The organism is Vibrio genomosp. F6 (genome assembly GCF_005146325.1).
Classification (GTDB): Bacteria; Pseudomonadota; Gammaproteobacteria; order Enterobacterales; family Vibrionaceae; genus Vibrio; species Vibrio cortegadensis.
On the sequence record NZ_SYUT01000020.1, the window covers coordinates 73,677 to 100,599 of the forward strand.

The 26,923-nt window shown below is 40.4% G+C and carries 24 protein-coding genes and 1 tRNA gene; 13 read left to right on the forward strand and 12 right to left on the reverse strand.

Annotated features, from left to right (window positions below; translation table 11 throughout):
• The first annotated feature begins 2 nt into the window (after nt 1-2).
• The 6 genes from FCV43_RS07260 (at nt 3) to FCV43_RS07285 (ending at nt 4,631) form a co-directional block, all read left to right on the forward strand.
• Nucleotides 3-890, forward strand: coding sequence for an ABC transporter substrate-binding protein (locus FCV43_RS07260; protein WP_136994585.1), 888 nt, complete (start codon nt 3-5; stop codon nt 888-890).
• 253 nt (nt 891-1,143) lie between these two features.
• A tRNA-Val gene (locus FCV43_RS07265) sits at nt 1,144-1,220 on the forward strand.
• Nucleotides 1,221-1,465: 245 nt separating this feature from the next.
• Complete coding sequence (locus FCV43_RS07270) at nt 1,466-2,083, forward strand: class I SAM-dependent methyltransferase (RefSeq protein ID WP_017051634.1); 618 nt, start codon at nt 1,466-1,468, stop codon at nt 2,081-2,083.
• The gene (locus FCV43_RS07275) at nt 2,083-3,210 is read left to right on the forward strand and encodes an HNH endonuclease (RefSeq protein ID WP_136994587.1); all 1,128 of its coding nucleotides are present in this window, start codon (nt 2,083-2,085) and stop codon (nt 3,208-3,210) included. The genes FCV43_RS07270 and FCV43_RS07275 overlap by 1 nt, the downstream gene beginning before the upstream one ends.
• 240 nt (nt 3,211-3,450) lie before the next feature.
• A complete protein-coding gene (locus FCV43_RS07280) occupies nt 3,451-4,152 on the forward strand; it encodes a phospholipase D family protein (protein WP_136994589.1) in 702 nt (233 codons plus the stop codon).
• Between the two features lie 218 nt (nt 4,153-4,370).
• Nucleotides 4,371-4,631, forward strand: coding sequence for a YdcH family protein (locus FCV43_RS07285; protein WP_017051631.1), 261 nt, complete (start codon nt 4,371-4,373; stop codon nt 4,629-4,631).
• Between the two features lie 113 nt (nt 4,632-4,744).
• Here FCV43_RS07285 and FCV43_RS07290 read toward each other — a convergent pair whose 3' ends face one another.
• The 7 genes from FCV43_RS07290 to FCV43_RS07320 all read right to left on the reverse strand — a co-directional run bounded on the left by FCV43_RS07290 (nt 4,745) and on the right by FCV43_RS07320 (nt 10,133).
• Complete coding sequence (locus FCV43_RS07290; RefSeq protein ID WP_136994591.1) at nt 4,745-5,464, reverse strand: HAD-IIB family hydrolase; 720 nt, start codon at nt 5,462-5,464, stop codon at nt 4,745-4,747.
• A 127-nt stretch (nt 5,465-5,591) separates the two neighbouring features.
• Nucleotides 5,592-6,371 (reverse strand): heme ABC transporter ATP-binding protein, encoded by a 780-nt coding sequence (locus FCV43_RS07295; protein ID WP_136994593.1) that lies wholly within the window; start codon nt 6,369-6,371, stop codon nt 5,592-5,594.
• Nucleotides 6,371-7,405 carry a FecCD family ABC transporter permease gene (locus FCV43_RS07300; protein WP_136994595.1) on the reverse strand — a complete coding sequence of 345 codons (1,035 nt, stop codon included), beginning with the start codon at nt 7,403-7,405 and terminating at the stop codon, nt 6,371-6,373. Before FCV43_RS07300 ends, FCV43_RS07295 begins: the two co-directional genes overlap by 1 nt.
• A 9-nt stretch (nt 7,406-7,414) precedes the next feature.
• Nucleotides 7,415-8,278 (reverse strand): heme/hemin ABC transporter substrate-binding protein, encoded by an 864-nt coding sequence (locus tag FCV43_RS07305; protein ID WP_136994597.1) that lies wholly within the window; start codon nt 8,276-8,278, stop codon nt 7,415-7,417.
• A 1-nt stretch (nt 8,279) separates the two neighbouring features.
• Nucleotides 8,280-8,693 (reverse strand): ExbD/TolR family protein, encoded by a 414-nt coding sequence (locus FCV43_RS07310; RefSeq protein WP_136994599.1) that lies wholly within the window; start codon nt 8,691-8,693, stop codon nt 8,280-8,282.
• Nucleotides 8,690-9,370: a MotA/TolQ/ExbB proton channel family protein gene (locus FCV43_RS07315; RefSeq protein ID WP_136994601.1), complete on the reverse strand. Its 681-nt coding sequence runs from the start codon at nt 9,368-9,370 to the stop codon at nt 8,690-8,692. The genes FCV43_RS07310 and FCV43_RS07315 overlap by 4 nt, the downstream gene beginning before the upstream one ends.
• Before the next feature lie 13 nt (nt 9,371-9,383).
• The gene (locus FCV43_RS07320) at nt 9,384-10,133 is read right to left on the reverse strand and encodes an energy transducer TonB (RefSeq protein ID WP_136994603.1); all 750 of its coding nucleotides are present in this window, start codon (nt 10,131-10,133) and stop codon (nt 9,384-9,386) included.
• Nucleotides 10,134-10,292: 159 nt separating this feature from the next.
• On the opposite strand from FCV43_RS07320, the gene hutW reads away from it, so the two are divergent.
• Genes hutW through hutZ form a run of 3 tightly spaced genes read left to right on the forward strand, consistent with a single transcriptional unit; the run spans nt 10,293 to nt 12,718 of the window.
• Entirely contained in the window at nt 10,293-11,651 is a 1,359-nt protein-coding gene (gene hutW / locus FCV43_RS07325) for a heme anaerobic degradation radical SAM methyltransferase ChuW/HutW (RefSeq protein ID WP_136994605.1), read from the forward strand.
• A gap of 21 nt (nt 11,652-11,672) precedes the next feature.
• A complete protein-coding gene (gene hutX, locus FCV43_RS07330; protein WP_136994607.1) occupies nt 11,673-12,164 on the forward strand; it encodes a heme utilization cystosolic carrier protein HutX in 492 nt (163 codons plus the stop codon).
• A gap of 26 nt (nt 12,165-12,190) precedes the next feature.
• Nucleotides 12,191-12,718 (forward strand): heme utilization protein HutZ, encoded by a 528-nt coding sequence (hutZ, locus tag FCV43_RS07335; RefSeq protein ID WP_017051621.1) that lies wholly within the window; start codon nt 12,191-12,193, stop codon nt 12,716-12,718.
• A gap of 239 nt (nt 12,719-12,957) precedes the next feature.
• Here the strand turns inward: hutZ and FCV43_RS07340 are convergent, their stop codons facing one another.
• Entirely contained in the window at nt 12,958-15,150 is a 2,193-nt protein-coding gene (locus FCV43_RS07340; RefSeq protein ID WP_136994609.1) for a TonB-dependent hemoglobin/transferrin/lactoferrin family receptor, read from the reverse strand.
• Nucleotides 15,151-15,672: 522 nt separating this feature from the next.
• On the opposite strand from FCV43_RS07340, the gene FCV43_RS07345 reads away from it, so the two are divergent.
• Entirely contained in the window at nt 15,673-17,421 is a 1,749-nt protein-coding gene (locus FCV43_RS07345; RefSeq protein ID WP_206380322.1) for a sensor domain-containing protein, read from the forward strand.
• 69 nt (nt 17,422-17,490) lie between these two features.
• On the opposite strand, the gene FCV43_RS20345 is transcribed toward FCV43_RS07345, so the two are convergent.
• Entirely contained in the window at nt 17,491-17,652 is a 162-nt protein-coding gene (locus tag FCV43_RS20345) for a hypothetical protein (protein ID WP_170961618.1), read from the reverse strand.
• Here FCV43_RS20345 and FCV43_RS07350 point away from each other — a divergent pair.
• Nucleotides 17,651-18,412, forward strand: coding sequence for a RecX family transcriptional regulator (locus FCV43_RS07350; protein ID WP_136994613.1), 762 nt, complete (start codon nt 17,651-17,653; stop codon nt 18,410-18,412). The two genes, FCV43_RS20345 and FCV43_RS07350, sit on opposite strands and share 2 nt — an antisense overlap.
• A gap of 190 nt (nt 18,413-18,602) precedes the next feature.
• Here FCV43_RS07350 and FCV43_RS07355 read toward each other — a convergent pair whose 3' ends face one another.
• The 3 genes from FCV43_RS07355 to FCV43_RS07365 form a co-directional block, all read right to left on the reverse strand.
• Nucleotides 18,603-19,547, reverse strand: a complete 945-nt coding sequence (locus tag FCV43_RS07355; RefSeq protein WP_136994615.1) for a DUF3187 family protein — start codon at nt 19,545-19,547, stop codon at nt 18,603-18,605.
• Nucleotides 19,548-19,699: 152 nt separating this feature from the next.
• A complete protein-coding gene (locus FCV43_RS07360; RefSeq protein ID WP_113795609.1) occupies nt 19,700-21,709 on the reverse strand; it encodes a DUF885 domain-containing protein in 2,010 nt (669 codons plus the stop codon).
• A 377-nt stretch (nt 21,710-22,086) separates the two neighbouring features.
• Entirely contained in the window at nt 22,087-22,743 is a 657-nt protein-coding gene (locus FCV43_RS07365) for a glutathione S-transferase (protein WP_240697138.1), read from the reverse strand.
• Between the two features lie 215 nt (nt 22,744-22,958).
• On the opposite strand from FCV43_RS07365, the gene FCV43_RS07370 reads away from it, so the two are divergent.
• Both FCV43_RS07370 and FCV43_RS07375 read left to right on the forward strand, forming a co-directional pair.
• Nucleotides 22,959-25,214, forward strand: coding sequence for a peptidase U32 family protein (locus tag FCV43_RS07370; protein WP_136994618.1), 2,256 nt, complete (start codon nt 22,959-22,961; stop codon nt 25,212-25,214).
• Between the two features lie 375 nt (nt 25,215-25,589).
• Nucleotides 25,590-26,891: a dicarboxylate/amino acid:cation symporter gene (locus FCV43_RS07375; RefSeq protein ID WP_113795603.1), complete on the forward strand. Its 1,302-nt coding sequence runs from the start codon at nt 25,590-25,592 to the stop codon at nt 26,889-26,891.
• Nucleotides 26,892-26,923 lie beyond the last annotated feature (32 nt).

The window sequence follows — 26,923 nt, forward strand, 5'->3', positions numbered from 1 at the left end:
TGATGAAACGTAAAATGATGGGGGCTCTCACCACGAGCTTGGCTTTGATGAGTGCTTTATTAAGTCCAAACCTCCTTGCTGCCGATATACTCACAGCAACTCCAGTTACTTATATGCTTGCAACAGAGTTAACTAAAGATACCAGCATTACCACCACATACTTGCCACCTAAGCGCTATGGGATAGAGAGGCTACCCAATTGGTTCGCTGGGAAAGGGCAGGATCAAGTACTACAGCAAGCGAAATCCGCAAATGTCGCCATCACTCTTAGTGCGATTTGGCCACAAGAACCGCTGTTTAAATTGGCTCGCCAAGGGAACATCCGTCTCGTTGAAATCGATGCATCGCAAGCCATTTCTCCAAGGTCTCAAGGCGTAGCCGTATTAACCTTGCCCGATGGGAATGTATCTAAATATTCGTGGTTAAACCCAACAAATTTAAATCGAATGTCCGCAATCGTAAGTGATGACCTCAAACGATTATGGCCAGAAAAAGCGAAACAAATAGAGAAGAATCATCAACAATTTATGTTATCGGTGAGGCATCTTATTAATACCCAACAAAAGACATTAATTGATTCGGAGATCGATTCAGTTCTTTTACTTTCATCGTCACTCGAAGATTTTGCTTCAGGTAATCAACTGTTTGTCGTCGATCGTTTAACGAAAGCCGAGTTGGAATGGACCAAAGCTGAGGAGCAAATAATAGAGCGCAGCATCAAAGAGGATCCGAACTTATGGGTATTAACCTCTTCCAAACCATCAAAAAAACTGCGGAAGTTGGTTCCAGATAACCGTATTTTGCAGATTGATACTGTTGATCGTTGGGGGCGTGCCGGAATTAGCGTCGAAAATCCATTGGGTCGATGGATGATACCAACCACAGATTAATAACAGGCACTTCATTGTTTGTGAGTGTGTCATTATGGTTGTCTAACGTCTAAATAAACGTGAGGTGGCTCTTTTTCAAAGTATTGACTGAATATTTATGAGAGTTAAATCACATTTGATATTGCTCTAACACGATGATTTGAATGATAAATGGTCAAGTTGGCGATGATTTCAGCAAACAATCAAAAACTGTGAATTTATGCTTGCACGGATAGGGAACAGTCGCTATTATCTATCTCGTTCCCAAGGGAAAGCCCGCTTAGCTCAGTTGGTTAGAGTACTTGCATGACATGCAAGGTGTCACTGGTTCGAGTCCAGTAGCGGGCACCAAATTCAACGAAATAGCCCACCTAGTGTGGGCTTTTTTGTGCCTGTAATTTCTTGTTTTATTAGATGCTTAGCTAACTGTTGTGGTTTGCTTTACGGATCAATTTAGTCTCAAACATTGTTTATTTCCAATCAGCTGGTCGAAATTGCGCGATACTCATCACAATTACTAATGCTTTTCTAATACTTAATCGTCATATGCAACCAACCGATATATTATCAAGTCTAATTGATATATGGGTTGGTTTATGTCGATAAATACTTCTTTTTACAACAAAAACGCTGTTCAGCTAGCCACCAAATATGACTCTTTAGCATTTGAAAATGTTCACGGTTCGTGGTCTATGTATTGGCCTTGTAGAGATGCAAAGGTTCTTGATATCGGTGCAGGCTCAGGGCGTGATGCTAGATGGTTTGCAAAGCAAGGTTGCTCGGTTATAGCCGTTGAACCAGCAAGTGAATTTCGTCAATTAGGAACCTCAAACTCCTCCTCTCAAATTCAGTGGTTAGATGATTCATTACCTGCTTTAGCCAACACAAGAAACGTATGTCAGCAATATAATTTGATTTTGGTTTCAGCAGTATGGATGCACTTAAATTCAATGGAACGTGAAGAGTCGCTTGTCGTACTGTCTGAACTTCTTTCTGATAATGGAAAACTGATTATCACATTGCGCCATGGTGGTTTTGATGATGGACGTAATGCTTACAACGTTTCTGTCGAACAGCTAGAGAAATTAAGTATAGTTTCAAGACTGGCTGTATGTCATGTAGCTAAAGGCGCAGATTCTTTGAATAGAACGAAAGTTTCTTGGCAAACCGTGGTGTTAGAACACGCAAGCGCTAATAATGATAAGGGCAGTTGATGGCATTAGAATACTATTTAGAGCGCTTTCAAAACCTGAAAATGAACAGTGCTGGCGGCAAAAAAAGTCCTCATAAAGTGTGTATGCTGCTTGCTGTTATGGACTTGATTCAAGCAGGGCACATAACAACCAACAAGATCTGTTTGAATCAAATTCTTAAAGATCAGTTCACTCATCATTTTGATAATCTAGCCCAGAGTAAAGATAAAAACACACCCGAAAATCCTTTCTTTCATTTAAGAAGTGAAGGCTTTTGGTATCTTTCTTACCATGACGGTTACGATCAAGCCTCAACCAGTCGCTATTCAGCAAAAGCAGTCTCTTATGCGTATATTGACGATGAACTGTTTAGCTATATGAAAAGTTATATTGTTTCTAATGAGCTAAAAGAGGGACTTGTCTCGAATCTATCGGATTTAGCGACGCTATATCATCAGTGGTTGATTGATATTGGAAAGTCTGAAAAAACAGCGAGTAATTATCTTGGAGCGATAAGAGGTTCGATATCTAATTGGTTGATGGAGGAGGGTGAATTAGAAGTGCCACTCACTGATGTCAATTCATATCGTAAATTTGTCAGTTATGAAGAGAAGGCAAGAAAACTGGAACAGTTTCAAATTCGTGATTCTAGAGGGAAGGGGATGTATAGCGCCGCTTTATCCCACTATCACAAGTTTTTAGCTGATTTATCCCAAGTTGACGTTAATGCAGATATCAAGCAGGTTATGACTGATAAGACTCTGTCTGAAACCGAAAAGACCATCTTGGTTAATACAAGGGTCGGGCAAGGACATTTCAGATCCAAACTGATTCAAATGTGGGGTGGTTGTGCCGTTACAGGCTATCGTAATACTCAGTTGTTATTGGCATCACACATTAAACCTTGGCGAGACTCTAACAACGAGGAACGCTTAGACAGGTTCAACGGTTTATTGCTTCTAGCCAACCTAGATAAAGCCTTTGATCTTGGTTTCATCTCCTTTGATGATCACGGAAAGGTTCTCATCTCAAGCTACTTGGAATCACCAGATGTGATTGGTTTAAAAGAGGATATGTCGTTCAATATCATGCCAGATCACAAGCCATACCTTAGATATCATCGAGGGGAGCTATTTAAAGGGCTTTAATTAGGAAGGTCGTTTGAAGATATTTATTGATTTGGAAATTACCCCTTCTTTAGCATCAGCAGTGCCAAGCAATTAGCCATTTGACGCTTTCCTCCGTAGTATATATTTTGCTCGATTTCTGAAATATTCGTGATTTATAACCCATTCCATTTGATCTGGATATGCAACAAGCTGTACTGATGCGTGGTTAAATAGTAAGTTGACGATAAATATAAGAATTAATAATTCAAAGGATGTTTAATGGCTAAGTTTCTAAATACCAGTGCAACAAATTATTATCTCGAAGAACTTATTAAAAACGCTTCTGAAAGACTTATTTTGATTAGCCCTTTTTTAAAGCTAAATGATCGGATCAAAGAATTACTTGAAGACAAAGATCGTATGAAGATTGATATCAGAATCGTTTACGGTAAGAGTGAGTTACAACCAGAAGAAATTAACTGGCTTAAAGAGTTGTCCTTTGTGCGTACCAGTTTTTGTAAAAATTTACATGCCAAATGTTATATCAATGAAGAGTCTTGTATCATTACGAGTTTGAACCTTTATGAATTCAGCCAAGTGAATAATAATGAAATGGGCATATTTGTTGATCGTACAGAAGATGCAGAAATCTATCGAGATACTTATGATGAAGCTCAGAGAATTATTCGTATTAGTGATGAAGTTCGTATTTCACTCGAAAAAATTGAGGCCAATCACTCCCAAGATAATACTCAAGAGCAGCAAGAGGCTGTTGCGAAAATTACAACTTCGAAATTAGCGGTTAAGCTAAAACTCAAAACAAACGAGTTTTTAGATAGATGTACGTCAGCGGGATATCTCACGTGTACCGATGGAAAGCACAGCTTAACGGAGCAAGGAAAATCTATAGGTGGGGAGCTCAAATATAGCAAACGTTTTGGCTCTTACTTCATCTGGCCAGAGGATTTAAAACTCAGCTAAGAAGATTAAGTGGCTCGGGCATCCTGGTGATCATTTACAATAGGCGCGTTATAGCAATATATACCTATGTTGAGTGCCTACTTGTATTGTCTTTTTTGATTCGAGGGAAATTCTCAATGCATTGCGTCATGATATTCAATACTTTGTGCTGACTGGCACATAAATCTCGGTCATTAACCTCTATAATTGTGAATAATTAATCAGAAGAGGGAATGCCGATGCTCAATGAAAATCATGCCTTTATTTTAGATTTTCCAGATCTTAAATTAGACATTGTTCAGCTCAATCATGATGACCCTACATTTAAAGCCGACCTACAAAAATACCACCTGTTAGACTACAACATCCGTGAACTTGAAGTTTCCGGTAGCCCAATTGATGACGAAAATATGCATACACTTAAGCTTCAGAGAATGGAGTTGAAAGATTTACTGTATCAGCAACTAACAAAACATCATCAAGAGGCAAAGCAAGAGTAACATCGTTTCTGGTTAACTCGATATCAATGAGTTTTAAGCCTTTTTAAAGATATTCGATAGCTTTTGTAGTCACTAATGCCCAGTAGTCATTTACTGGGCATTAATCGTTAATGCTAAGATAAATTTTGCCAATATCTCAACCCTTCCAGAACGCCTTGAGCATGAGTTGCTTGGCTTGTGTATACATTTTCCCTACTGCTAAGGTGAGCCACTTCTTGGTAGTGGTTAGCGACTAAAATAGCATTAATGCCGTCAATTGTGAGCATAGACGTATCATTGGCGGAGTCACCTGCAACACACACTTCTTCAGGCGTTAAGTTGTTCTTTTCTAAAAGGTAATGAATGGCTGCGGCTTTTGTAATACCTTTTGGTGTAATATCCAGAAACCACCCATGAGAGTAGGTAAGACTAACGTGAATGGCGTTGTCTCTTAATGCGCTCTCAAGTTCAGCGAATTGATGCTCGTTAATCGTCCCTTCTATGGTGATTTTGTAGGGACTTTGATGTTGCTCACTGCATTGACCTAAAAAATCGAAGTTTTGAATGACGGCTTCAACTTTTGGCTTGTTCCATGTTGATTGGAGCTTATTCTGCCAGGCTAAATCGACATCAAAATTGTGATGAATTTGAGTCCCGATATCACTGATGATGCAATAGGGAGGGAGGTAGTTATCACCGGCGAGCCCCTCTTTTATAGAAGGTAATGTTCTACCTGTGGCGATGACAAAATGCAGATCAGGCTGCTCGCTTAAGTAATTGGAAAGCTGAGTCACACCCATTGATGATCCTCCGTCAAGAGTCCCATCAAAATCACATATCAACATCTTAATCATCGGCTGAATACCACTCTAGAAAACCATAGAAGCGAAAAATCGCACTGTAATTATCTAGATTGGATCAACTCAGTTTTAGACACAAGCACTTGTGCTGTGAATTACTTCATAATATGACGCAACCTATCTAAATAGCATAAACCGTTGGAAAATCGAGAGTAGGATGCGATTGAACAAATGTCTGGTGACCATAAACGTGTTCAATCATGTCGGGTGTGATTGCCTCCCAAGGTGTTCCATCGGCCTGAAGCTTGCCATTTTTTAACACCACGACTCGATCTGAATATTGCGCTGCTAGATTTAAGTCATGCATCACTATGATGACCGCAGCCCCCTCATTTGCTAACTGGCGTGCTAAGCGAAGGGTATTATGTTGGTGGGCAAGATCCAATGCAGAGGTCGGTTCATCAAGCATGATGATCTTACGTGAACTTTGGCTGACTTGCGTTAGCACTCTCGCAAGATGAACTCGCTGTTTTTCACCACCAGAAAGCGAAGGGTAGAGCCTCTGCGCCAAATGACCAATGCCCGTTTTTTCCATCATGTTTGAAGTTATGGCTTGCAGTTCTTTGTTCGGCAACTCTAAGGGTAAGCCACCAAGTTCGACAACTTCCTGCGCATTAAAAGCGAAAGATAAAGTGCTATGTTGCGGAAGGACACCTAACTGCTTTGCAAGATTTTGGCTATTCCAGCGCTGTTTATGCTGATCAAAATAGTGAATATTGCTATTACTTTCGATCTCGCCACACAGAATTTTTAAGAGTGTGCTTTTTCCTGCACCATTGGGTCCAAGTAAGGTCGTTACTTGCCCACATTGAAGTTCAATATCGACATTATCCAAAATCAATTGGTTGTTTATTTGATAGGAAATATTAGAGGCGGAAATCGCGGTTGAATGGGAGTTCATTAAATTTTTCCCCTTTGCGTGAACAGTAAATACAAAAAGAAAGGGGCACCGATGATGGCGGTAACAATCCCTACTGGAAGCTCTGCCGGGCTGACCGCAACTCTTGCAAACATGTCAGCACCAGTCAGTAATAACCCACCGAGTAAGGCCGATAATGGAAGTAAAGTTTTATGGTTTGGACCAGCAAGCATTCGGCCAAGGTGGGGGATAATGAGTCCGATAAATCCGATCATTCCAGATAAACTGACAGTGATCCCAACGCCAACAGCGCTCAGTACGATCATCCGCTTTTTAAGTGACTGAACATTAACACCCAGGTGCTTGGCTTCCGCTTCTCCCAGAAGAAGAGCATTGAGGCCAGATGCATTTCTGATGAATATCGTTAGCAATATCAGAAGGCCAACAGAGGCGAAGATTAAATCAGTCCATTTTGCACCGGCAAGCGATCCCATTGACCACAAAGAGAGGTCGCGCAGCATTTGATCGTCGGCGATAAAGTTTAAATAACCGATACCTGCACCAGAAAGTGCACTGATAGCCACGCCAGCCAATAGCATTACGGTTATCGATGTTCCGAACTTACTGGTACCTAGACGATAGACTATCAATGTCGTTATTGCGCCACCAAGAAAAGCAAAGACTGGCACGGCTGCAAAATCCATCAGCATTGGATATTCTTGAGCTACGGATGAAAACAGCACGATCGCAAGTGCCGCCCCTAATGCCGCCCCGGCAGAAACGCCAATAATTCCCGGCTCAGCAAGTGGGTTACGAAATAACCCCTGCATGACAACCCCTGATATCGCTAATATTGCTCCGACCAACATGCACAGCAAGGTTCTTGGCAAACGAACTTGGTGAATGATGAGATCAACATGGGCAGGAGTGCCCGATAGCCATGGGTTAAGGCTACTGAAGCTATCGAACAATGTAATTGCCATTGGGCCCGTTGCGATAGAACTTAAAGCAATGAACAGAAGCAGAGCCCCGTTTATCCACAACAGTTTTGAATATGAGATGTACTTTAACAACATAGTGATGGCTTATTGATATAGAAGGGTGTTTAGACGTTCTGCTTCGTCGAGAGTTGCAAGACCTAAGCCGCCGACCAAAGCTGAACCTTTAATTCCGATGACTTGTTTGTATTGACCTGCTGGAGTCGATGATAAGGTTGGAATTGACTTGATAATATTGTCGATACCTTCAAGCTTTTTGATGCTGCGATTACTCACTAAAATTACATCTGGTTGCATTAAGAGCATGGCTTCCATTGAAACAGGTTTGAACGATGAGATTGAATCGCTTGCTGGGTTTATGCCGCCAGCTAAGCGTATAAGCTCATCCATGGTGGTTTCTTTGCCAGCAACATAAGGCGCTCTGCCTTCATGAAGTAATAAATAAATAACTTTTTTCTGTTTGCTATCCTGTGGAATATTGCTATTTAGCTTCGCTACTTTTTGATTAACCGTTGCTTTGATGCTGGCGGCTTTTTGGGTCTGGTTGGTTATTTTTGCAATCTCATCAATGCGATCTAATAAGCCTTGAATGGTAGGCTTGGTGTTCACCACATTGACATTGATGGATGACTGCGCCAATAAATCGAGTGTCGATTGAGGCCCCATTTCATCCGAGCCAATAATGCGCGTCGGCTTTAATGCTAAAAGTCCTTCTGGAGACAGCTGTCGATGATAGCCAATTTTCGGCATGTTTTCGGTTTGAGGCATTTTACTTGTGACATCCACGGCAACCAGCGACTCTTGAGCGTCTAGGGCAAAAATCAGTTCAGTTACAGCGCTGCCTGCACTAATAATTCGCTCCTTCGCAAATGCGGCTGAGGGCGCAGATATGAATGTGAGAGCCAATACTAAAGAGGCAAGGTTACGGGATGTTTTGAGGTTGTTGAGCATTCTATTTTTCGTCCATTAAAATTTGGGTCGCTTTAATATTATTGTCTTGTAAGAAAGCGAGTAATTTAACCATATGCTGAATTTCAGCGGCTTTGTCTGATGCGATGACGACTTGAAACTTCGGCTTGGTTTTCACTTGTTCAAGCAGTTCCGAAGTGAAGCTTTGCCATGTCAGAAAGGATTTGCCATTCAACCCCCAGTAGGGAGCTTCTTGTAATATGTTGATGGTGATGGACTGACTATCAACCTCAGAAACTGACTCGGTATCTGCCGACGGTAGGCTAACTTCCAGAGATTGAAGTTTGACTGTCGCGGTTAGAAGTAGAAAAACCATTACAATGAATATGATGTCTAAAAGGGGCGTTAAATCGGGCTGCTGTGATTCTGACGCTTCGATGTGAGGACGCTTAATCATGTACTCGCCCTCGAGGGAACTGTCAGGTTGGTTTCATTGGTTAATGGAGTCACGAACACGCCATCAATCCACAAGTTGGTATAATTGAGCGAGTGTTCTAACCGCGCTAAGATTCGATCGGCCCACAGTCCCAATAATTGGGCGCTAGAAATAGCGGGTAACGCGATGATCAGACCAATCGCGGTAGTTCGCATGGCAAGTCCTAATCCGTCAGCGAGAATATTTGGTGTGATAGAGCCTGTGGTTGCGGCAACACTTTTGAACATATCAATGAGGCCAAGAACGGTACCTAAAAGGCCGAATAGTGGGCTGATCATGCCAATTAACCCAAGGATCTTCAGCCCAGAACGTAACTTATAACGTTTCTCTTGCAGCCATAAGCCAGCCACATCTTCACGTAGAGCCTTGTTGATATGGCGGTGCGATAAAAGCATCGCGTTTCCCTTTGCAGATAAAGCACGACGTTTTTTAAGTGAATCAACCAGTGAGTCAATGCCTGATCCATTCGTGGGATCGAGTTGAGATAATGATTTACGGATGGAATTGTGTGAGCTGCCTGAATAAATCAACAACTGAATCGTACGCTCAAGTAAGAGTGCGAGGGTGATGACTGAACAGCACAATAGAGGCAAGGCGACAATGCCGAGCTGCGAATACAAATGTGAAAAGTTGAACATGTTGTTTCCAATACTACTTATTTAAAGAAAATCGAACAGGGATCTGCACTCTGTGTGCAATAGCTTGTCCATCAATAACTTGGGGAGAAAATTGCCAGCCACGGATCGCCTTAAGTGCAGCTTCATCTAGAATTGGGGTCCCTGAAGAGGTCACCAACTGTTGTTTGACCTGTTTTCCGTGCTCGTTAAGCCAAATCTCATATAAAGCCGTTCCTTGAATCCCTTTACGCTGTGCAATACGAGGGTAACGAGGTGCTTTTGGTCGCTTTAGAAAGCTAGGTTTGGTGATTAGCTGCGGCTTTTCTGTTGCGCCAGATTTAGAGGCGACTGGTTTTGCTTCAGCTTGCGGTTCAGTGACTTTTTTCTCAGTCTTGACTGTTTTTGGGTTTGGTTCTGCAGTCTGTTTTTTTGAAACTACCTTCTCAGTTTTAACGACCTTCTGTTCAACGACAGGCTTTTTTGTCGTGGTCTTTTTTGGTGGTAGAGGTTTCTTAGTCTTAACAGATTTGCTTTGATTCAGTTTAGGTTTAGTTGCTTCCGTTTTCACCGATTCAGCTTTAACTGTTTCAGGTGTCTTGGATTGTGGGCTCGGAGTAGATGCAGGGGCGACAGGTCTACTTGGAGATACGAACTTGATATTAACTTGCGAAGACTGGCTTCCAACAGGCATGGCAAAAGCTTGTTTCTCTGGAGTAGCCCAAATCACAGCGGTATGAATGACAAGTGATATGCTTGCGGCTGTAAGATAACGAAAGTTAAGCACGAAGAGCTCCGTTTAAAATAAATCAATGCTATTGGGATTATTATAAACAGAATAAGAATGAGATCAATTATCAATTGCATTATCATTAAAAAATAATTTATGATAACGACAATGACGAAGCTCTTAGCAGTAAAGAGCGAGACAATTAGATAGAACCTCATGAACAAACAAATAGATTTAAGCCAATTACCTACGAGTATATTAGGAAAAAGTACGCCTGAACCACTGCTTTTTTCCTTTGATCGAAAATCCTCAGCGCATGCAGGTAGTGGTGCTATCCCCATTAAACCAAATGAGTTTAAACCACGATTTTCAAGCGCATTATCTGAAACGGTAAACATCAGTAAAAATCGATGTTTATATGTCCATATTCCATTTTGTCGTGTGCGTTGCACATATTGCAATTTTTTCCAACATGCCTCGAGCAAGCAACTGGTTGAAGATTACTTTGAAGCGCTAATGATTGAGCTTGAATGGAAAGCAAAACAACCTTGGACTCAAGCGGCGCCATTTCATGCTGTATACATTGGTGGTGGTACGCCTACGGACTTAACTGCGACTCAAATTGAAATACTAGGGAAGAGGATTCAACAGCTTTTCCCTTTAACAACGGATTGCGAAATGACATTAGAAGGGCGAATTAACCGCTTCGACGATGAAATGTTCGATAAATCTCTTGAAGGAGGCTTCAATCGTTTCTCATTTGGTGTGCAGAGTTTTAATACCAAAGTAAGGCGAGCAGCCAAGCGACTGGATGATAAAGAGTACGTATTAGATAGAATTAAAGAATTGAGCCACTCAGATCAAGCGCCAATTGTGGTTGATTTGCTCTATGGGCTACCTTTCCAAACCAATGAAATATGGCAACAAGATTTAGAGGATTTTCTTGAAACCGGGGCTCACGGGGTCGATCTCTATCAGTTAATCGAGATGGGCGGCACGCCGATGAAAGGGTTGATTGAAAAAGGAAAACTTCCGGAACCTGCATCAACAGAAGAGAAAGCTTACATGTATAAATATGGTGTTGATTTTATGAATGAACATCATCTAAATCGCTTGAGCGTGAATCACTGGGCTCGAGATAACAGAGAGCGCAGCATTTACAACAGTTTAGCCAAAACAACAGCAGAAGTATTGCCTGTCGGGTGTGGTGCCGGTGGCAATGTTGGCGGTGTTGGAATAATGCAACACAGAACACTCGATGGCTATATTGACTCGATCAAAGCGGGAGAGATGCCAATCGCAATGATGACTCAATCAGCAGCTTCATCTGATCTCTATTCTATGATCAAAGCTGGATTTGACCGTGGTGTGCTGTCTAGGCGATTACTGCTTCAACATGCACCACAAGACCTGTTCAGTTACCTCATGCCACTTTTTTTACACTGGCAGAAAAATGGTTTGGTGAAAGTCAGTAACGATTATTTAAGCTTGACCTTAGCCGGTGAGTTTTGGGCAGTAACGCTGGCGCAAGGCGTTATTTCAGCATTAGCGAACGTCAATGTTCGTGCCGCATAAATTGATTTAAGAGTATAAACCGTGAATAAAGACGTACTAGAGTTATTGAAGCAAGAACCTTCTTTGCTACCAAGTGATATTGCAAAGCAGTTAGATATTTCAGAAGCCGAAGTTGTTAAGTCATTGCCTGAAGAGATGGTGACAATGATTGAAGGTGGCGAGGCACAAAACATTTTGGAAGGTTTAGTAGGTTTTGGCGATGTTACGACGATCATTCACTCCTTCGGCTCAATTTTTGAAGTAAAAGCACCGTTTCCAAAAGGAAAAGTGGCACACGGCTACTACAATTTGATGGGTAGAAATGGGGAGCTTCACGGCCATTTAAAGTTGGATTTAGTGTCAGGTATCGCTCTAGTCAGTAAGCCGTTTAGAGGAACTGAGAGCCATTATTTTGGTTTCTTTAATGAGGGTGGAGATTCGATATTTAAAATTTATCTAGGTCGCGATAAAAAACGTCAACTTCTTCCAGAACAGGTCAGCGCATTTACATTACTTAAACAAAAATACAAATAATAAAAAGTCAGCTTAAAGGAAATAGAATGAACTCAGCAGTTAAACAAGAACGTCTACAAAATCGTCTTGAACCCGAAATTCAGGAGTTCAGAGATTCACGTAAGACGTTACAACTCGCAACGGTTGATTGCGAAAATAAGCCCAATGTAAGTTATGCGCCGTTTGTACTATTGGATGATGGTTACTATATTTTGATATCGGAAGTGGCAAGGCACGCGAGAAATTTACAACAAAACCCAGATGTATCCCTGATGCTTGTTGAAGATGAAGAATCATCTAAGCAACTGTTTGCGAGAAAAAGATTAACCTTTGATGCAACGGCAATTTTGATTTCTCGTGACGAAGAGAAATGGCAGGAAGCGGTGATAAAGATGAAAGCGCGCTTTGGCGATATTATTGACGGTTTAAGCTCTCTAGAGGATTTCAAAATGTTCCGCTTGAAACCTATTCAAGGCTTGTTTGTTAAAGGTTTTGGCCAAGCATTTCAAGTTAGTGGTGATGATTTAGTTGATTTTGTGCATTTAGAGCAAGGGCATAAAAAGCATAAAGCTTAACAAATTAAACAATAGCAATATAAAAATAAACCCAGGGTAAAACCTGGGTTTATTTTATTTGGTGTAGAGTAAACTGGTTACAGATATATAAAAGTGAAAACTCGTATATATAGTAATCTTATCGTTTTACAATCGTATCGTTGAACGCAATAGTAGAATTGTTTAACCCAATATAGATACAAAAATGGCGACCTAAAAAGGTCGCCATTTAGCAGTTAGACAATAATCTTTACGTTAGATTAGAATTTGTAATCAAGTTCTATACCCCAGTTTCGACCAGCTTGAGCTTTGCGATCTAGGCCATTATCATCTGCTTCAGCACCGATCATATCGTTATATAACCAATACTGTTTATCGAAAGCGTTAAATAAACCACCACGAACGGTTAGGTCATTCATTGGGCGGTAATATGCTGTTAAGTCCACAAGAGTATAACCTGCAACATTAATATTTTCGTAGCCGCTATTTGCCCACTTGTCTTTGCTTGCAACCATGTTGATATTTAGCAAGGTACCAAACGTATGGTTTTCAGAGTCATAACCCAATCCAAGGTTCGATGTTAATGGGGCAACACTATCGATTGAGTCACCTGATTCTTTGTCTCGTCCTTCTGCATATGCAATGCTAAGTTTTGAGTAGGTTCCTTTTGGAGCATCAAAAGCTTCGTCTAATAAAAAAGTAGAGCTAAGTTCAACACCGTAAATTTCTACTGACCCGATATTCTCTTTTGTGTAATGCTCTTTACCATCGTTCGGACCACCAACTACTTTGCCAAGATACTTTTGGTTGATAAAGTCTGAGTAATCATTGTAGAACGCCATTAACTCTATTTGAGCGGCAGTTGATTGTGCTCGGATACCTGCTTCATAAGAGATGCTGCTTTCTGCTTTAAGATCTGGGTTAGCATCGATAACGGCACCGCTATCATAGAAATAGTACATATCTTGCAGCGTTGGAGCTTTAAACCCTTGGCTTATTTGAGCTAATGCACTGAAATTATTATTGAAATGGTAAACTGATCCTAATTTTGCTGTGAATGCATCGTTTTTACTGTCTGGGTACTCAGTGCTAAAGCCATCATTCGTTTTAGGCTCAGCCTTAAATGAGTCATATCGAATCCCTGCTGTTAATACCAGTTGTTCGTTTAACAAAAACGCTTGGTCTTGTAGGAATATTCCGTATTGAGTCATCGTTGCATCGGGCATATCGGTATGACCTGGAGCGACAGTTCCTAAATCATATTTGTAGTCGGTATTTTCCGTTGAGAATTTATTTTCTTTATAGCTAATGCCGTAGGTTAATTGATGGAAACTGTCACCAACATCGGCCAATTTATCAAATTGTGCATCAAATTGAATTGAATCATCACTGGCAATACGTTCACGCATACGACGGCCTGATGTATAAGGTGAGCTACCGTAAGAGGTGTCGTAATTTTCAGATAAGGACTCGGTTTGCTGAACATTCAGTTTCGATTCAATGGTATCAAAATATGAATTATTCGCAGTCCACTTATGTTGAACACCCACTCTGAGTCTTGTGGTTGTATCTTTATTGTAATTATCTTTATAGCTAAAACCAGGCATGATGGTATAGCCTTCATATGACAATTCATCTTCATCATATTGCGAAGTGTAATACTCAACGATCGCACCAATTCGATGTGATTCATTTAGATTGTAAAATGCTTTCGCTAATAAATTACCCACTTCAGCATCGGCAGGGTTTGATGCACCGCGAGTAGGGCCGTCGATGTCGGCACCATTACTGTGAGTTTCACTCTCATTGCCCGTTTTATATGTGAGCATGATCAGTGTTTCTAAATCGGCTTCACGCATCGCCCAAGTACCAGTGGTTTTAGAACTGGAATCGATACTGTTGTAGCTAGTCTTCGCTTCAAACGCATTCTCGTCGCTGTCGGTTCTTAAGATGTCGTCAGGGTTTTTCGTCTGCATCAATACCGTACCACCTAACGCATCTGAACCGTAAAGAGTTGAGGATGGACCTTTATTCACCTCAATCACTTTCAAAGTATCGATCTCGATACTGCTAGGGTATTTACGCTGCTCGTTAGCGCCTGGGTTATAGGGAGTAGGCTGCTGAACACCATCAACCAACACTTTGATTCGGCTATCGCTCATTCCTCGAATAGTAAAACCAGATAGCCCAAATCGACCACCACCGTTCGCGGTCACGCCTGGAGTGTACTTTAATGCATCCTGAATGCTGTTCGACATGGTATTGTCAATATCATTACTGGATACAGTCGAAATTGAACTGGAGACATCTTTTAGATTTTGTTCAGTTCTCGTCGCTGAAACAACAACCTCATCAAACATTGTGGCTTGGGAGTTTGATGTATCTTGAGCGTAAATACTGGGTGATACAGCCGCAAAAATAGAAGCGGCTAAAAGGGTTTTCTTGGCAGACATATGTTTTCCTTTATCGTGTCTTTTTTCATCCAACAAGATGATACATAATGCGAATGATAATTGCTATCATTGTTATTTATAATAATTGTAAAGATTGTGATAATTGAATTGATCCCTGAATATTTGCTGCATCACAATTAATAACGCTGTGCATCCAGTGGCATTTGGTGGGGTTGTTTTCTGCGATTAGGGTACTAGCAGTGAGTATTACGTACTGCCATTTATAAATTAGCTTCGAATTTTATGATTTGAGTCAAAGATGCGTTTAGTTCTATTGTCTGCTTTTGATACAAAGTAGTTTCGAATTGTTTTTTCTGTAAAATTATGGGCCTTAGCGTTTCAGTGTATTTCTCTGTAAAATTTAGAATGAATGTCATATTCATATTTTGAGTAATTTAACTATTGCTAATGTAAGAGCTGTGAAACTCATAAGCTTAGTTTGATTATCTACATCCATTTGGTTGTATGTGGTCATATTTAGAATCAGTGCAATTAGTTGCTCAAGGTATAGGATTTATAGTTGTGAATGCGATTAGAGAAATGAATCAGACTACTTGTTATAAACAGATAATCTCAAACTCTCGTTTATCTGAAGTATTGAGGTATGATAGTGAACTCTTTTTTTCTATATTACACAACAGTTCTAATGCTATTTTAATAACCAATAATCAAGTCGAAATTGTTTATGTAAATAAGCAATTTGAAACCATAAGCGGTTATAAACTGTGTGAAATAATTGGGAAAAATCCACGTTTTTTGAAATCAAAATTTACCCCCGAAGAGACTCATTACAGCCTCAAAAAAGCATTAGTTGATCGACAGGTATGGGAAGGTGAGTTCATTAATATTCACAAGAGTGGCACTGAATATTTTGAACATGCGGTAATTAGTCCTATTAAAAGTACTGATCAACATCTATTGGGATTTTTTGCAGAAAAAAGAGACATCACTGAATTAAAATCGGAACAGGCACGAAGCCATAAAATAGGGTATCTAGATTCATTAACACACTTATCAAACCGTCGATATTTTATTAAGGCAGTCGAGCGATTGTTTACGATCCCAAAAGAAGATAGGCCTGATTTTTCGATACTGTTTATTGATCTCAATCGTTTTAAAGAAATAAATGATGGCTATGGGCATGAAGTTGGTGATCAAATATTAATTGAAGCGGCTAAACGATTTAATCAACAATGTAATTTGAACGATATCTTAGCCAGAGTGGGTGGCGATGAGTTTGTCTGCCTTCATATTCATACAGATTCATTTAGTGCAAAAACATTGGCTCGACACTTAACTGCTTCACTTGTACCTGATTTTAAAGTGGCAGGTAGCGAATTAAATATTAGCGCCAGTATTGGTTTTTCATCTTGGCCTAATGATGGTAATTCGATGAAAGAACTGCTCATCGCCGCTGACTTTGCTATGTATGAGTCAAAGAATTCTAATAGAAATATTTTTCAATTTAATCAGAAGCTCAAGAACAAATTAGAGCGTGAATATTTATTAGCGAAGAAGATAACTAAAGCAGATTTCTTTCTTGTTTATCAACCGAAAGTTAACTTAAAAACAATGCAAGTAGCGGGTGCTGAGGCTTTGCTTCGTTGGGATGATCCTGACTTAGGCACAATTTCACCTTATGAGTTTATTCCCATTGCTGAAAGTCGAGGAATGATTCGGAAAATAGGTTTTTGGGTGCTAAGGGAAACATGCACTCAATTAAATCGTTGGAAAAATGAAGGTTTTGATTTTCCTGGGCGTGTTTCGATTAATTTATCTATACATCAAGTTGAGCATGAAGAGTGCTACCAAGATATTATGGATATCATAAATGAAACGAACGCGCCTATCAGGAAAATAGAGTTTGAGGTGACAGAGTCTGCAATGATGCAGCACCCAGACAAAGTAAAAAAGGTGATAAATAAGCTGAGCCACGAAGGTTTTAAGTTCTCTATCGACGACTTTGGTACAGGCTTCTCATCTTTATCCTATTTAACCACTTTAGATGCTCATATTCTTAAGATAGATAAGTCATTCATTGATGGGATGAACCAAAATAGAAATAGCAGGACTGTCGTAAAGTCTATCATTAACCTTTCTCATAGCCTGGATATTAAAGTCTTGGCAGAGGGGGTGGAATCAAGAGATCAATTGAAAACTTTATTACTACTTGGATGTGACATGATACAAGGGTATTACTTTTCTCAACCAGTATTGCCTGTGCAGCTACAGCAAGTCGTATCTTCGATTAATCACCAAATACCTGATTAATAGCTAGGGAATTCGATAACCTTCGACAGATGTAATAACGTGTCGTTAACCTCTGACCTAAATTCGCAATTAGATCGATGACTGTAACGGTTTTGGTACTTGCTGACCGCTTGAACTCATATATGATGGAGATAACAAGAGTTTACCTGTAGCGACACGGAAACGGTATTTATAAGCGATGAGCAATGAACAAAACAGAGTAAGAAAAGCGACGCGGGTTGAAAGTGTCATGAACTCCGCCATGTGGCACTTGGCTCAAAGAGATATGACTGAGAGTGAGCTGTTAGCAAAATTACGAGTTAAGACAGACAACCAAGCTTGGATTGATGAGACTTTAGAAAAACTTCGTGGGTTCGGTTATTTAAAATCTGATAATGATTTTGCTATTCAGTTTATTGAACGCTCATTCTTCAGCGAATATGGATCTGGCTACATTACAGAGAAGCTGAAGAAAAAGGGCATTAAGAGTGATGTCATTTCTGAAGCAATAGAAAGAGTCAAAGAAGATAAACAGATAGACGAACAAGACATTGTGACAGAGCGAATCAATAACTATTACTCTGAATTCAATATGAGTAGAGAAAAGCTAACAGCGACGCTCCAAAAAAGAGGTTTTAGTTACGCGCAAGTAAAAGAGGCCATCGCTCAACATCCTCAATCTTCACAGCTGCAATCAAATTTAGAAATCAAGGCAGCCAAAGTTGATCTAGAAAAAGAAGTGCTGAAATACGTTCGCAAAGGCAAGGGATTGACGGTCATCCGCCAAGAACTGCGTCAGAGAAAGATTGATATTACTGATCTCGATGCGCTGATTGAAAAATTGGTCTCAACTGAAGAGGTGGATTTTTTCTCATCATGCCTAGAGCAGTTAGAAAAGAAAAACTACGATGTGGCTAACCATAAAGAACGAAGCAAGGCCTATGCGATGTTGACCCGTAAAGGTTTTTCATCTGAAGAAATTAACTATGCATTGAGTGAAATAGGCCAATAATACTCGTGCTTAAGTTTAAATGTTTGGAAATCCGAGCTTCTAGTATTAAAGCATTATGAACCTAAGCATTATGTATCTATGCTTTACGTATCTAAGCGTTATGTACCTAAGCAAGAATGCCAATGAAAGATTTGCGGTTAGTTTTTTGGGACTAGCCGCAGCCGTATGGTTATATGTACTAACGATAAATCTAAATGATATAACGTAAACCAATAGTAAACGCAATATCGGTACTGTTATCCATATTACGTGCGTTTTCGCTCATAGAAAAATCCAATGCGACCCTCTCCAAACTATAACGATACCCCAAAACTACTTCATTTGAAGGCTCTGAAAAGTCATCGTTGCTTTCAGCCCAACCACTATAGTTGTGTGATTCAATGATGACGCTATGCTTATTATTGAACGCGTAGTTGTAACCCACAGCCCACATTCCAGCTTGCTTAGTTAGTAGTTCATTCGGTATGTCTGATGAACTTCGATTAACCACGCCAAGCATAGAGTGGAAAGTATGTTTTTCATTTCTGAAGCTGTAGTTGATCTGAACACCTTGCTCAAAGCTGTCACGCTTGAACGGCCCTGAGTTCACAAAGTTATAGTAGATGGAGAACCCAGCGGATAGAGAGTGATTTGTATCAGAGTAGAAACGGTACTCATTATACGACGTTAATGCATTAGTTAGGGTTTCCCCTTCAAAATCATTGATTTCAATTCCTAACTCAGGAATTGAGATATGAAATTGATCTTGAGGAACTTCATCTCGTCCATTCTGACCAATTCCAAAGAAATCGTGGAAGTTGTGAGTTAATTCATCCAAACCATTATCACGCGCAACAATCCTTTTAAACCCAACCTCTGATTTCCAGCGGCTATTCACTTGCCAAAGAATGGCAATATCTGCTTGGTTTTGATAGAAATCTAGAAAATAGTCACTAGTCTCTGCCCAAACGCTAGCTTGATTGTATGATGATTTTACTTCAAATGAACCGGGAGCGAGAGCATTGGAATCACGAAGTTGCAGAGACAATACATTTGAGTGTATTGGCGATTGTGCATACGAGTATATTGGTTGGCTCGCGAATGTATGAGAACAGTAAATAATTGGTAGAATGAATAGTAACTGACGGTTTTTCATTGGCTTATGAATGAGTAAATAATAACCATATTATGGGCTAAAAATAGACAATAATACACTGTTTTTTATTTTGTAACGGATTAGGCTTACAACAAAAAAAACCTACCGATGAACAGTAGGCTTTAACTGTGTTTTTATACAGTATGTCGGGATTATTGTGTTTTAATCCAATTCTCGATGCTGGTTTCAACGACTTCCATCGGTTGATCACCATATTTCAACAGTTGATCATGGAAAGCGGCCCAATCAAAGTTGTCACCAAGTTCCGTCTGAGCTTTTTCAAGCAAACTTTTTATGACTAAGTAGCCTGATTTGTAAGATACCGCCTGTCCTACGTATGCCGCATAACGGTAAGTTTCAGACTCAATATCGCCAACACCCAGTGCAGAGTTTGCACTCATGTATGTACGAGCTTGTTCAATACTCCAACCTTTAGCGTGGATACCGGTATCTACCGCAAGGCGCATGTTACGTAATTGCGCTTCATTCAAGCTACCAAAGTACTGTAGGGCGTTACACTCTTCAACATCGTTGTAAATACCGCCTTGGAAGGTCGTGTAATCAAGGCCGGTTTTACACATACCTGTGGCATCAACAAACGTTGGTTTACCATCAGCATTAAGCGTCCCGTAAATTTTCATTTCCAACCCTAGCCATTCAGTGTAAAGCGCCCAACCTTCAGCGTAAGCGGTGTACCATACGCCTTTAATGTAATCAGGTTTATCTGCTGGTGGATACTCAATTGAGTAAGCATTTTGAAAGTGGTGTCCAGGTGCTGCTTCATGAAGAAGTAGAGTAGAAACATTCCACTTTTGTAAGCTGTAGTTTGGGTTGGTATTCAAGTTAAATTCATTGTTACCATAAGATGCCACACCAGCATAAGCTTCTCGTGAAGCAGGAGTAGGGACTACGGTATAATCCGCTTGAATTGGTTTGAAATATCCAGCGACAACATCATTGGCATCAGTTTTGAAAATGTTGTAGTCAGTTAATGCGGCTTCACATGCACTTTTATCTGATGCTGTTGCACATAACGTCGCGTATTCAGTGCCTGTGATTGTGCGACCATCGCGGCCGTAGAAGAACTGTTCACTGTTTAAATAATCAAAGAACTCGCTTAGATTAATATTTCCGCTACCGTCATCAATAACAAACTCACGGCTAACGACACTGGTTCCATTGTGCCAATTTGCAGTAATTTTTGCTCCGCGTTTACTAACAATAAGTGCTGCAACTCTTTCCATCTCAGCTTTTGCATCGGCAACGAGTTCTTCACCAAGCTGGCTTAGTTCCATTGCGGGTTTGCCAGTCGTACTGTTTCTATCTAATTGCCATTGATACCAAGCTTGGCCATTTGGAAGATCCCCCCAACCAATGTTCGTATCTGATATGTCACCAACAGGGCCACGAGCCGCAGTATAATAATCGCCTTCAAGGAAGGAAATTAATGTGCCTAATGCCGCAATTGAGTCGTCGACCGCTTTTTCATATTCAGGCGTGAAGTCGCTACCAGATAATGTTTTTAAGTCATTAAGCCCGACTTTAAGTAATGCGTAGTTATCTTTCGCTACCGTCTCTTTTGTGGCATCAACGAGACGAGTGATAAGCACTTTTGGCAATTGCGCACTATCAATAATACCTAAGGAATAGAGAGCCTTCAGGTTGTTAACCCAAGAGGTGTATTCTCGAATAACTTGAATTTGATCGCGGTATGCTTCAAGATTTTTTTGTTTGTCGCCTGCATATTCAGCATTCCACTCGATGTAATTATAGAAATGAGTAATAGGGACGGAAAAATTACCGAAGCGGGTATTCGCAAGGGATGCGCCGCGTAAAGAGATATTACGATCGAACAAGAAGGTGTCGTAATAAATCTTATCTTCATCCGACAAGGCGTCTCGATCGACCATCTCTAGTTTATCAAGATAGAGTAGGTCAACTGATTGCCGAGATGCAGCCATTTGATCCGTAACTTGACCGAAATTAGTACTATCTAGAGTCTTCATTGCACTTTTGTAATCCGTGAAGACTTCGCGCATTTGTACTGCAGAATCCTGTGTTGGTTGCTCGATGATTGTCGTGTCATCATTACAGCCAGCTAATGCGGTAACAGCCATCACTGCAAGAGCAATAGGGCGAAGATGTAACTTACCGTTTTTCATGCTTATTCCCTCATTGAATGAATTGCAATCATCCTAATGCTGAATAACACAATTAAAAATGCACCACCTTTATAAATGCGAACGTGTGCATATGGCGATTTGTGAAATAATATCCCAAAAAAGTTAAGGACTTTTGTTCTGGTGTTGCATTAATAAAGCAATGTAAGCAACTGCTTAATAAAAAATAACACAAATATATAACTAATTACCCATCAAAAACTGGTTAATTATTTTAGCGTCGATCTTGTCGTAATTGAGCCGACGATCACAAAATATGTTCAAAAAACAAACAATGAAGTTGTCGTTGAAAGGTAATTTAGGCGTGTCTTACTTTACAGATACGTCGCTATTTTATGAATGCTAGATGTTAACGATGCCTAATTAAGTAAAAACTCCTTACGACTTTCTACCCATTGTGGGTATTGAACCATTATTTTTGTGTATAACTGACTTTGATAATGATTGGTCAACCAGCGCTGAATATTGAGATAACCAGCCTCTACGAACCATTTACGGTCGACCCGTGAAAACTGGCTAATAAACGGAAATAATGCGTAATCCGCTAAGCAAGAAGCCTCCCCACATAAGAATTGATGACTTGAAAGACGTTGCTCTAACTTATCAATAAAGGTTAGGCAGGGTTGTCGATACTGTGCTTGATTAGAATCGTGGTAGCGGACTGACGCGCGGTACTGTTCTAGTTGTGTAATAAATATGCTGTCGTTATAGATCACAAGCTCCATCATCTCTTCACTCTGATCTTGAGACGGATATAAAGATTGAGACAAAGATTTTTGGAGGCAAGCTTCAGGAGCCTGTGTTGCTTCTCGTCGTGGGCGTCTTAGTAAGTTCATTGGGTCATTATTGGTCAATGCCCAGATCATAATATCCAAGCTTTGGTCAACGATATCACCGTTATTCAGGACTAAAACTGGCACCGTGCCTTTAGGTGAAGCCTTTAGAAGCTCTGCTGGCTTATTTCTAGTGACAATGTCACGAATCAACACAGACTGCTCTGCAAGCAGAAGACCCATTCTTGCTCGCATGGCATAAGGGCAGCGTCGTAGTGAGTACAAAATAGGTAATGGCACGGAAACTCTTAGGTTGAAATTGATTGTATAACTATATTTTATCGGTTGAGGTTCTGATGTAAATCAATAAAAGTCTTATTCGTGGTAATAAATAAGTGATACAGGTAGAATGCTGGCTCAAAAAAATATTACAAAATTACAAAGTGAGCAGCTTCAAAATGAGTAGGAAAATTGAGTTATTAGCACCGGGTGGTGATGTTGAAGCCATTAAAGCAGCGATTGTGGCAGGTGCCAATGCGATTTACTGTGGTTTGGATACCTTTAATGCACGTAATAGAGCCTCCAATCTTTCATTTGATGACTTGAATGGTGTCGTTCGACTTGCCCATCAATATGGATGTGAAGTGTTTCTGACATTAAATGTGGTATTGCTTGAGCATGAAATAAAGAGCATTACCAAGTTACTTAATCAGCTAGTGAACACTAAGATTGATGGGATTATTGTCCAAGATCTGGGGCTATTTAATCTGGTTAAGAAGTATTTCCCAACCCTTGCTATTCACGCTTCTACTCAATTAACCACCCACAATGAAGGGCAAATTAAGTTCCTTTCAAAAATTGGCGCAACGCGAGCTAATTTATCCAGAGAGTTGAATCTCAAAGAGATAAAGATGCTGACCGCTGTTGCACACGATCATGACGTATTAACAGAAGTTTTTGTTCATGGTGCACTGTGTATTGCATTCTCAGGACAGTGTTACTCAAGCTCGGTGAGTGTTGGTAATTCAGGTAACCGAGGCCGGTGTAGCCAAGCTTGTCGTGATGAATATGAAGTCACCGCTGCTGGTAATAAGTACCCCCTAAACCTCAAAGACAACTCGGCTTACTATGATCTGCCTGAGTTAGTCGATGCAGGTGTTGATTCTCTTAAAGTAGAAGGGCGCATTAAAGGGGCTCATTATGTTTATACCGTCGTCGATACGTGGAGAAAACAGATTGATAGCTTTATTGAGAGTGGCGATCTGATCGAAGATGATTCGAACTTGCACAAAGTGTTCAACCGTAATTTCACGAACTCATTTTTGAAAGGCAACTTGACCAAAGATATGTTTATCGATAATCCGCGTGATAACAGCGTGAATTATGCTATCGAGAAAAATAACGCGATATCGGTTGTTCAGATACAAGACGTGAAAGATGAATTATACACAGGAAAGAATGCGCTTGGGGCTGAGTTAGAAGAGAAGATCAAGTTTCTAGATATTGATAAAACATCATTGTCACTCTCATTTAGCGCTAAGCAAGGTGAGCCGTTAACACTCTCTATGACATTACAAAGAGGGGACGATCTACAGACGTTAGTTGTTGAGTCAACATCATGCCTCGCGAAAGCAGATGAGAAGCCAATCACCCAAGCTTTATTAGAAAGTCGTTTTAATGGTTTCAATAATGCAAATTACATTTTGAAAGGGTTCGATTTTTCTCAATTTGAAAATGGTTTGAGTATCCCATTTAAAGAGATTTCGTTATTAAAAGATGAAGCAGCGTCTGCACTGAATGGTGGCGTTAAGCTCATTAAGCATGTTGAGGTGCCGAAGCTAGTTAAACATCAGAAGGTAAACAAGAAACCAACCCTTTCTATGTTGATCAGTGATGTGAGCGATTTGCACCTGAGTGACGTTACCGACGCTGATATCTACTTTAAATTGCCTGAAAGCTTCAAACGTAATTGCACTAAGTACATTGATATTCTATCTGAGCATCCACGTTTGATCCCTTGGTTTCCTGCTGTACTGATCGGAAAGGACTATGACGAAGCGATTAAGGTACTGGAACAGGTGAAGCCAGCGCGTATTGTGACTAATAATACGGGTATCGCATACAAAGCCTACGAAATGGGTATAGAGTGGGTGGCTGGCCCATTTATGAATACCACAAACTCTTATGCTCTACTTGAATTAAAAGAAGAGTTGAATTGTGCTGGTGCATTTATTTCAAATGAAATCAACCGTGGTCAGATCCGTAATATTACTCGTCCAGAAAACTTCAAAATGTTCTACAGCATTTATCACCCCATTCTAATGATGACCAGCCGTCAGTGCTTTTTCCAACGTACGGTCGGTTGTAATAAGCCGAGTATAGAAGCGGGTTGCATGCTCAAATGTGAAAAAGCGACCACGATTACGAATGTTAAAGGTGTCTCATTTGCTGTTGATAAACAGAAGGGAGGATATCCTAGCATCTATAACCATGAGCAATTTTTGAACTATGATGCGGTAAGTGATTTTTCAGAGCTGTTTGATGAGTTCTTTATTGACCTTACTAATATTGGATCTGGCTCAAAAGAGATGCACGACAAAGCGGAATTGGTCAAACTTTTTGAAGCTTTACTTAATGGCGAACAAGGCTCTCAGGAACAGTTAGACGCTTTAGTCACGATCTCGACTAAAGCGCAGTATGTTCAAGGCCTGTAAATGTAAGTTGTAGAGTGAATTTGTCTCATCCACGGCTAAGTTGCTCAGTTACTTAGTTACTTAGTTACTTAGTTGCGGATGAGATGGGATGGTTTGTTATACGGTAAGTATCAATTCAATGTAAACTTAAAGTCAAATCTTGGACTAATGCATGCATTATTGTGTTGCATATAAGCAGTCTGTGTGATTTGTACGCTACATTGTTTTGATCTTGCTTTTGTTTTGTTTATTTTGTGTTAATTGAGTTGTGATTTATAGTGACTCAAGTCACATTGACTGTGGTGAAGAAAAATTTTGTTTCTATCTTAGTAAATCCTCCTGCTAATCTCCGACACGCTTTGTAATGTTGTCAAAGTGGAATTTTAAGGAGTGTTCATGAAGAATACTAAGAAACCAATGTCTCTAACTGGCCGCGTAATTGTCGGTATGATTGCAGGCATTTTGACTGGGTTCGCGATTCGAGCTCTGTTTGCTGAAAACGGATTTGTCGACGCTTATATTGTTAATGGCCTATTCGAGGTCGGCGGAAAAATATTTATTGCTAGCTTGAAAATGCTAGTAGTGCCGCTTGTTTTTGTCTCCCTAGTATGTGGTACAAGCTCTCTTAAAGATGTCACGACCTTAGGTCGCCTTGGTGGTAAGACATTAGCTTTCTATATTACGACCACTGCTGTTGCGATTACACTGGCTCTAACAATGGGTTACGTGTTTCAACCGGGCGCAGGTGCTGACTTAACGGCTGCAACTACATTCCAATCAGCTGAAGCCCCAACGTTGGGTCAAGTGATTATAGGTATGTTCCCAACTAACCCTATCAATGCGATGGCAGAAGGTAAAACGCTTCAAGTGATCGTGTTTGCGGTTCTGTTTGGTATCGCTATGAGTGCTGCGGGTAAACCTGGTGAGCGTATGGCGGCTGTGTTTAGTGATCTAAATGAAGTGATCATGAAACTTGTGGCGTTGCTGATGAATATCGCCCCTTACGGTGTATTCTTCCTAATGGCAAAATTGTTTACCGGATTAGGTTTAAGTGCAATTGTTAACCTTGCAGAGTACTTCCTAGTATTGGCAGGAACATTAATATTGCATGGTCTAGTGACCTATAGTGTGATGTTAAAATCATTCACAGGCCTCAGCCCAATAACCTTCTTACGTAAGATGGAAGATGCAGTGATGTTTGCTTTTTCAACAGCCTCATCCAATGCAACGATTCCTGTTACGATGGAAACGGTTAAGAACCGCTTAGGTGTTGATAACAAAATTGCTTCGTTTACCGTACCACTAGGTGCAACCATCAACATGGATGGTACTGCTATTATGCAGGGTGTGGCGACGGCATTTATCGCACAAGCATTCAATATTGATCTTACAATGGGTGACTACCTAACGGTTATCTTTACCGCTACGATTGCATCAGTAGGTACTGCAGGCGTTCCAGGTGTAGGTCTTATCATGCTAGCAATGGTATTAAACCAAGTTGGTTTACCGCTAGAAGGTATTGCTCTTATTATGGGTGTTGACCGTCTACTTGATATGATTCGTACAGCAGTCAATATCACAGGTGATAGTGCGGTAAGTTGTATCGTAGCAAAATCTGAAGGTGCATTAGATCTAGAACGCTTCAATAATCCAGAAGCGGGTGCCAAAGAAGAAGAAGTGCATCTGTCTCGTGCTTAATTGTGAATAACGATTAATCGTATAAGACAAAG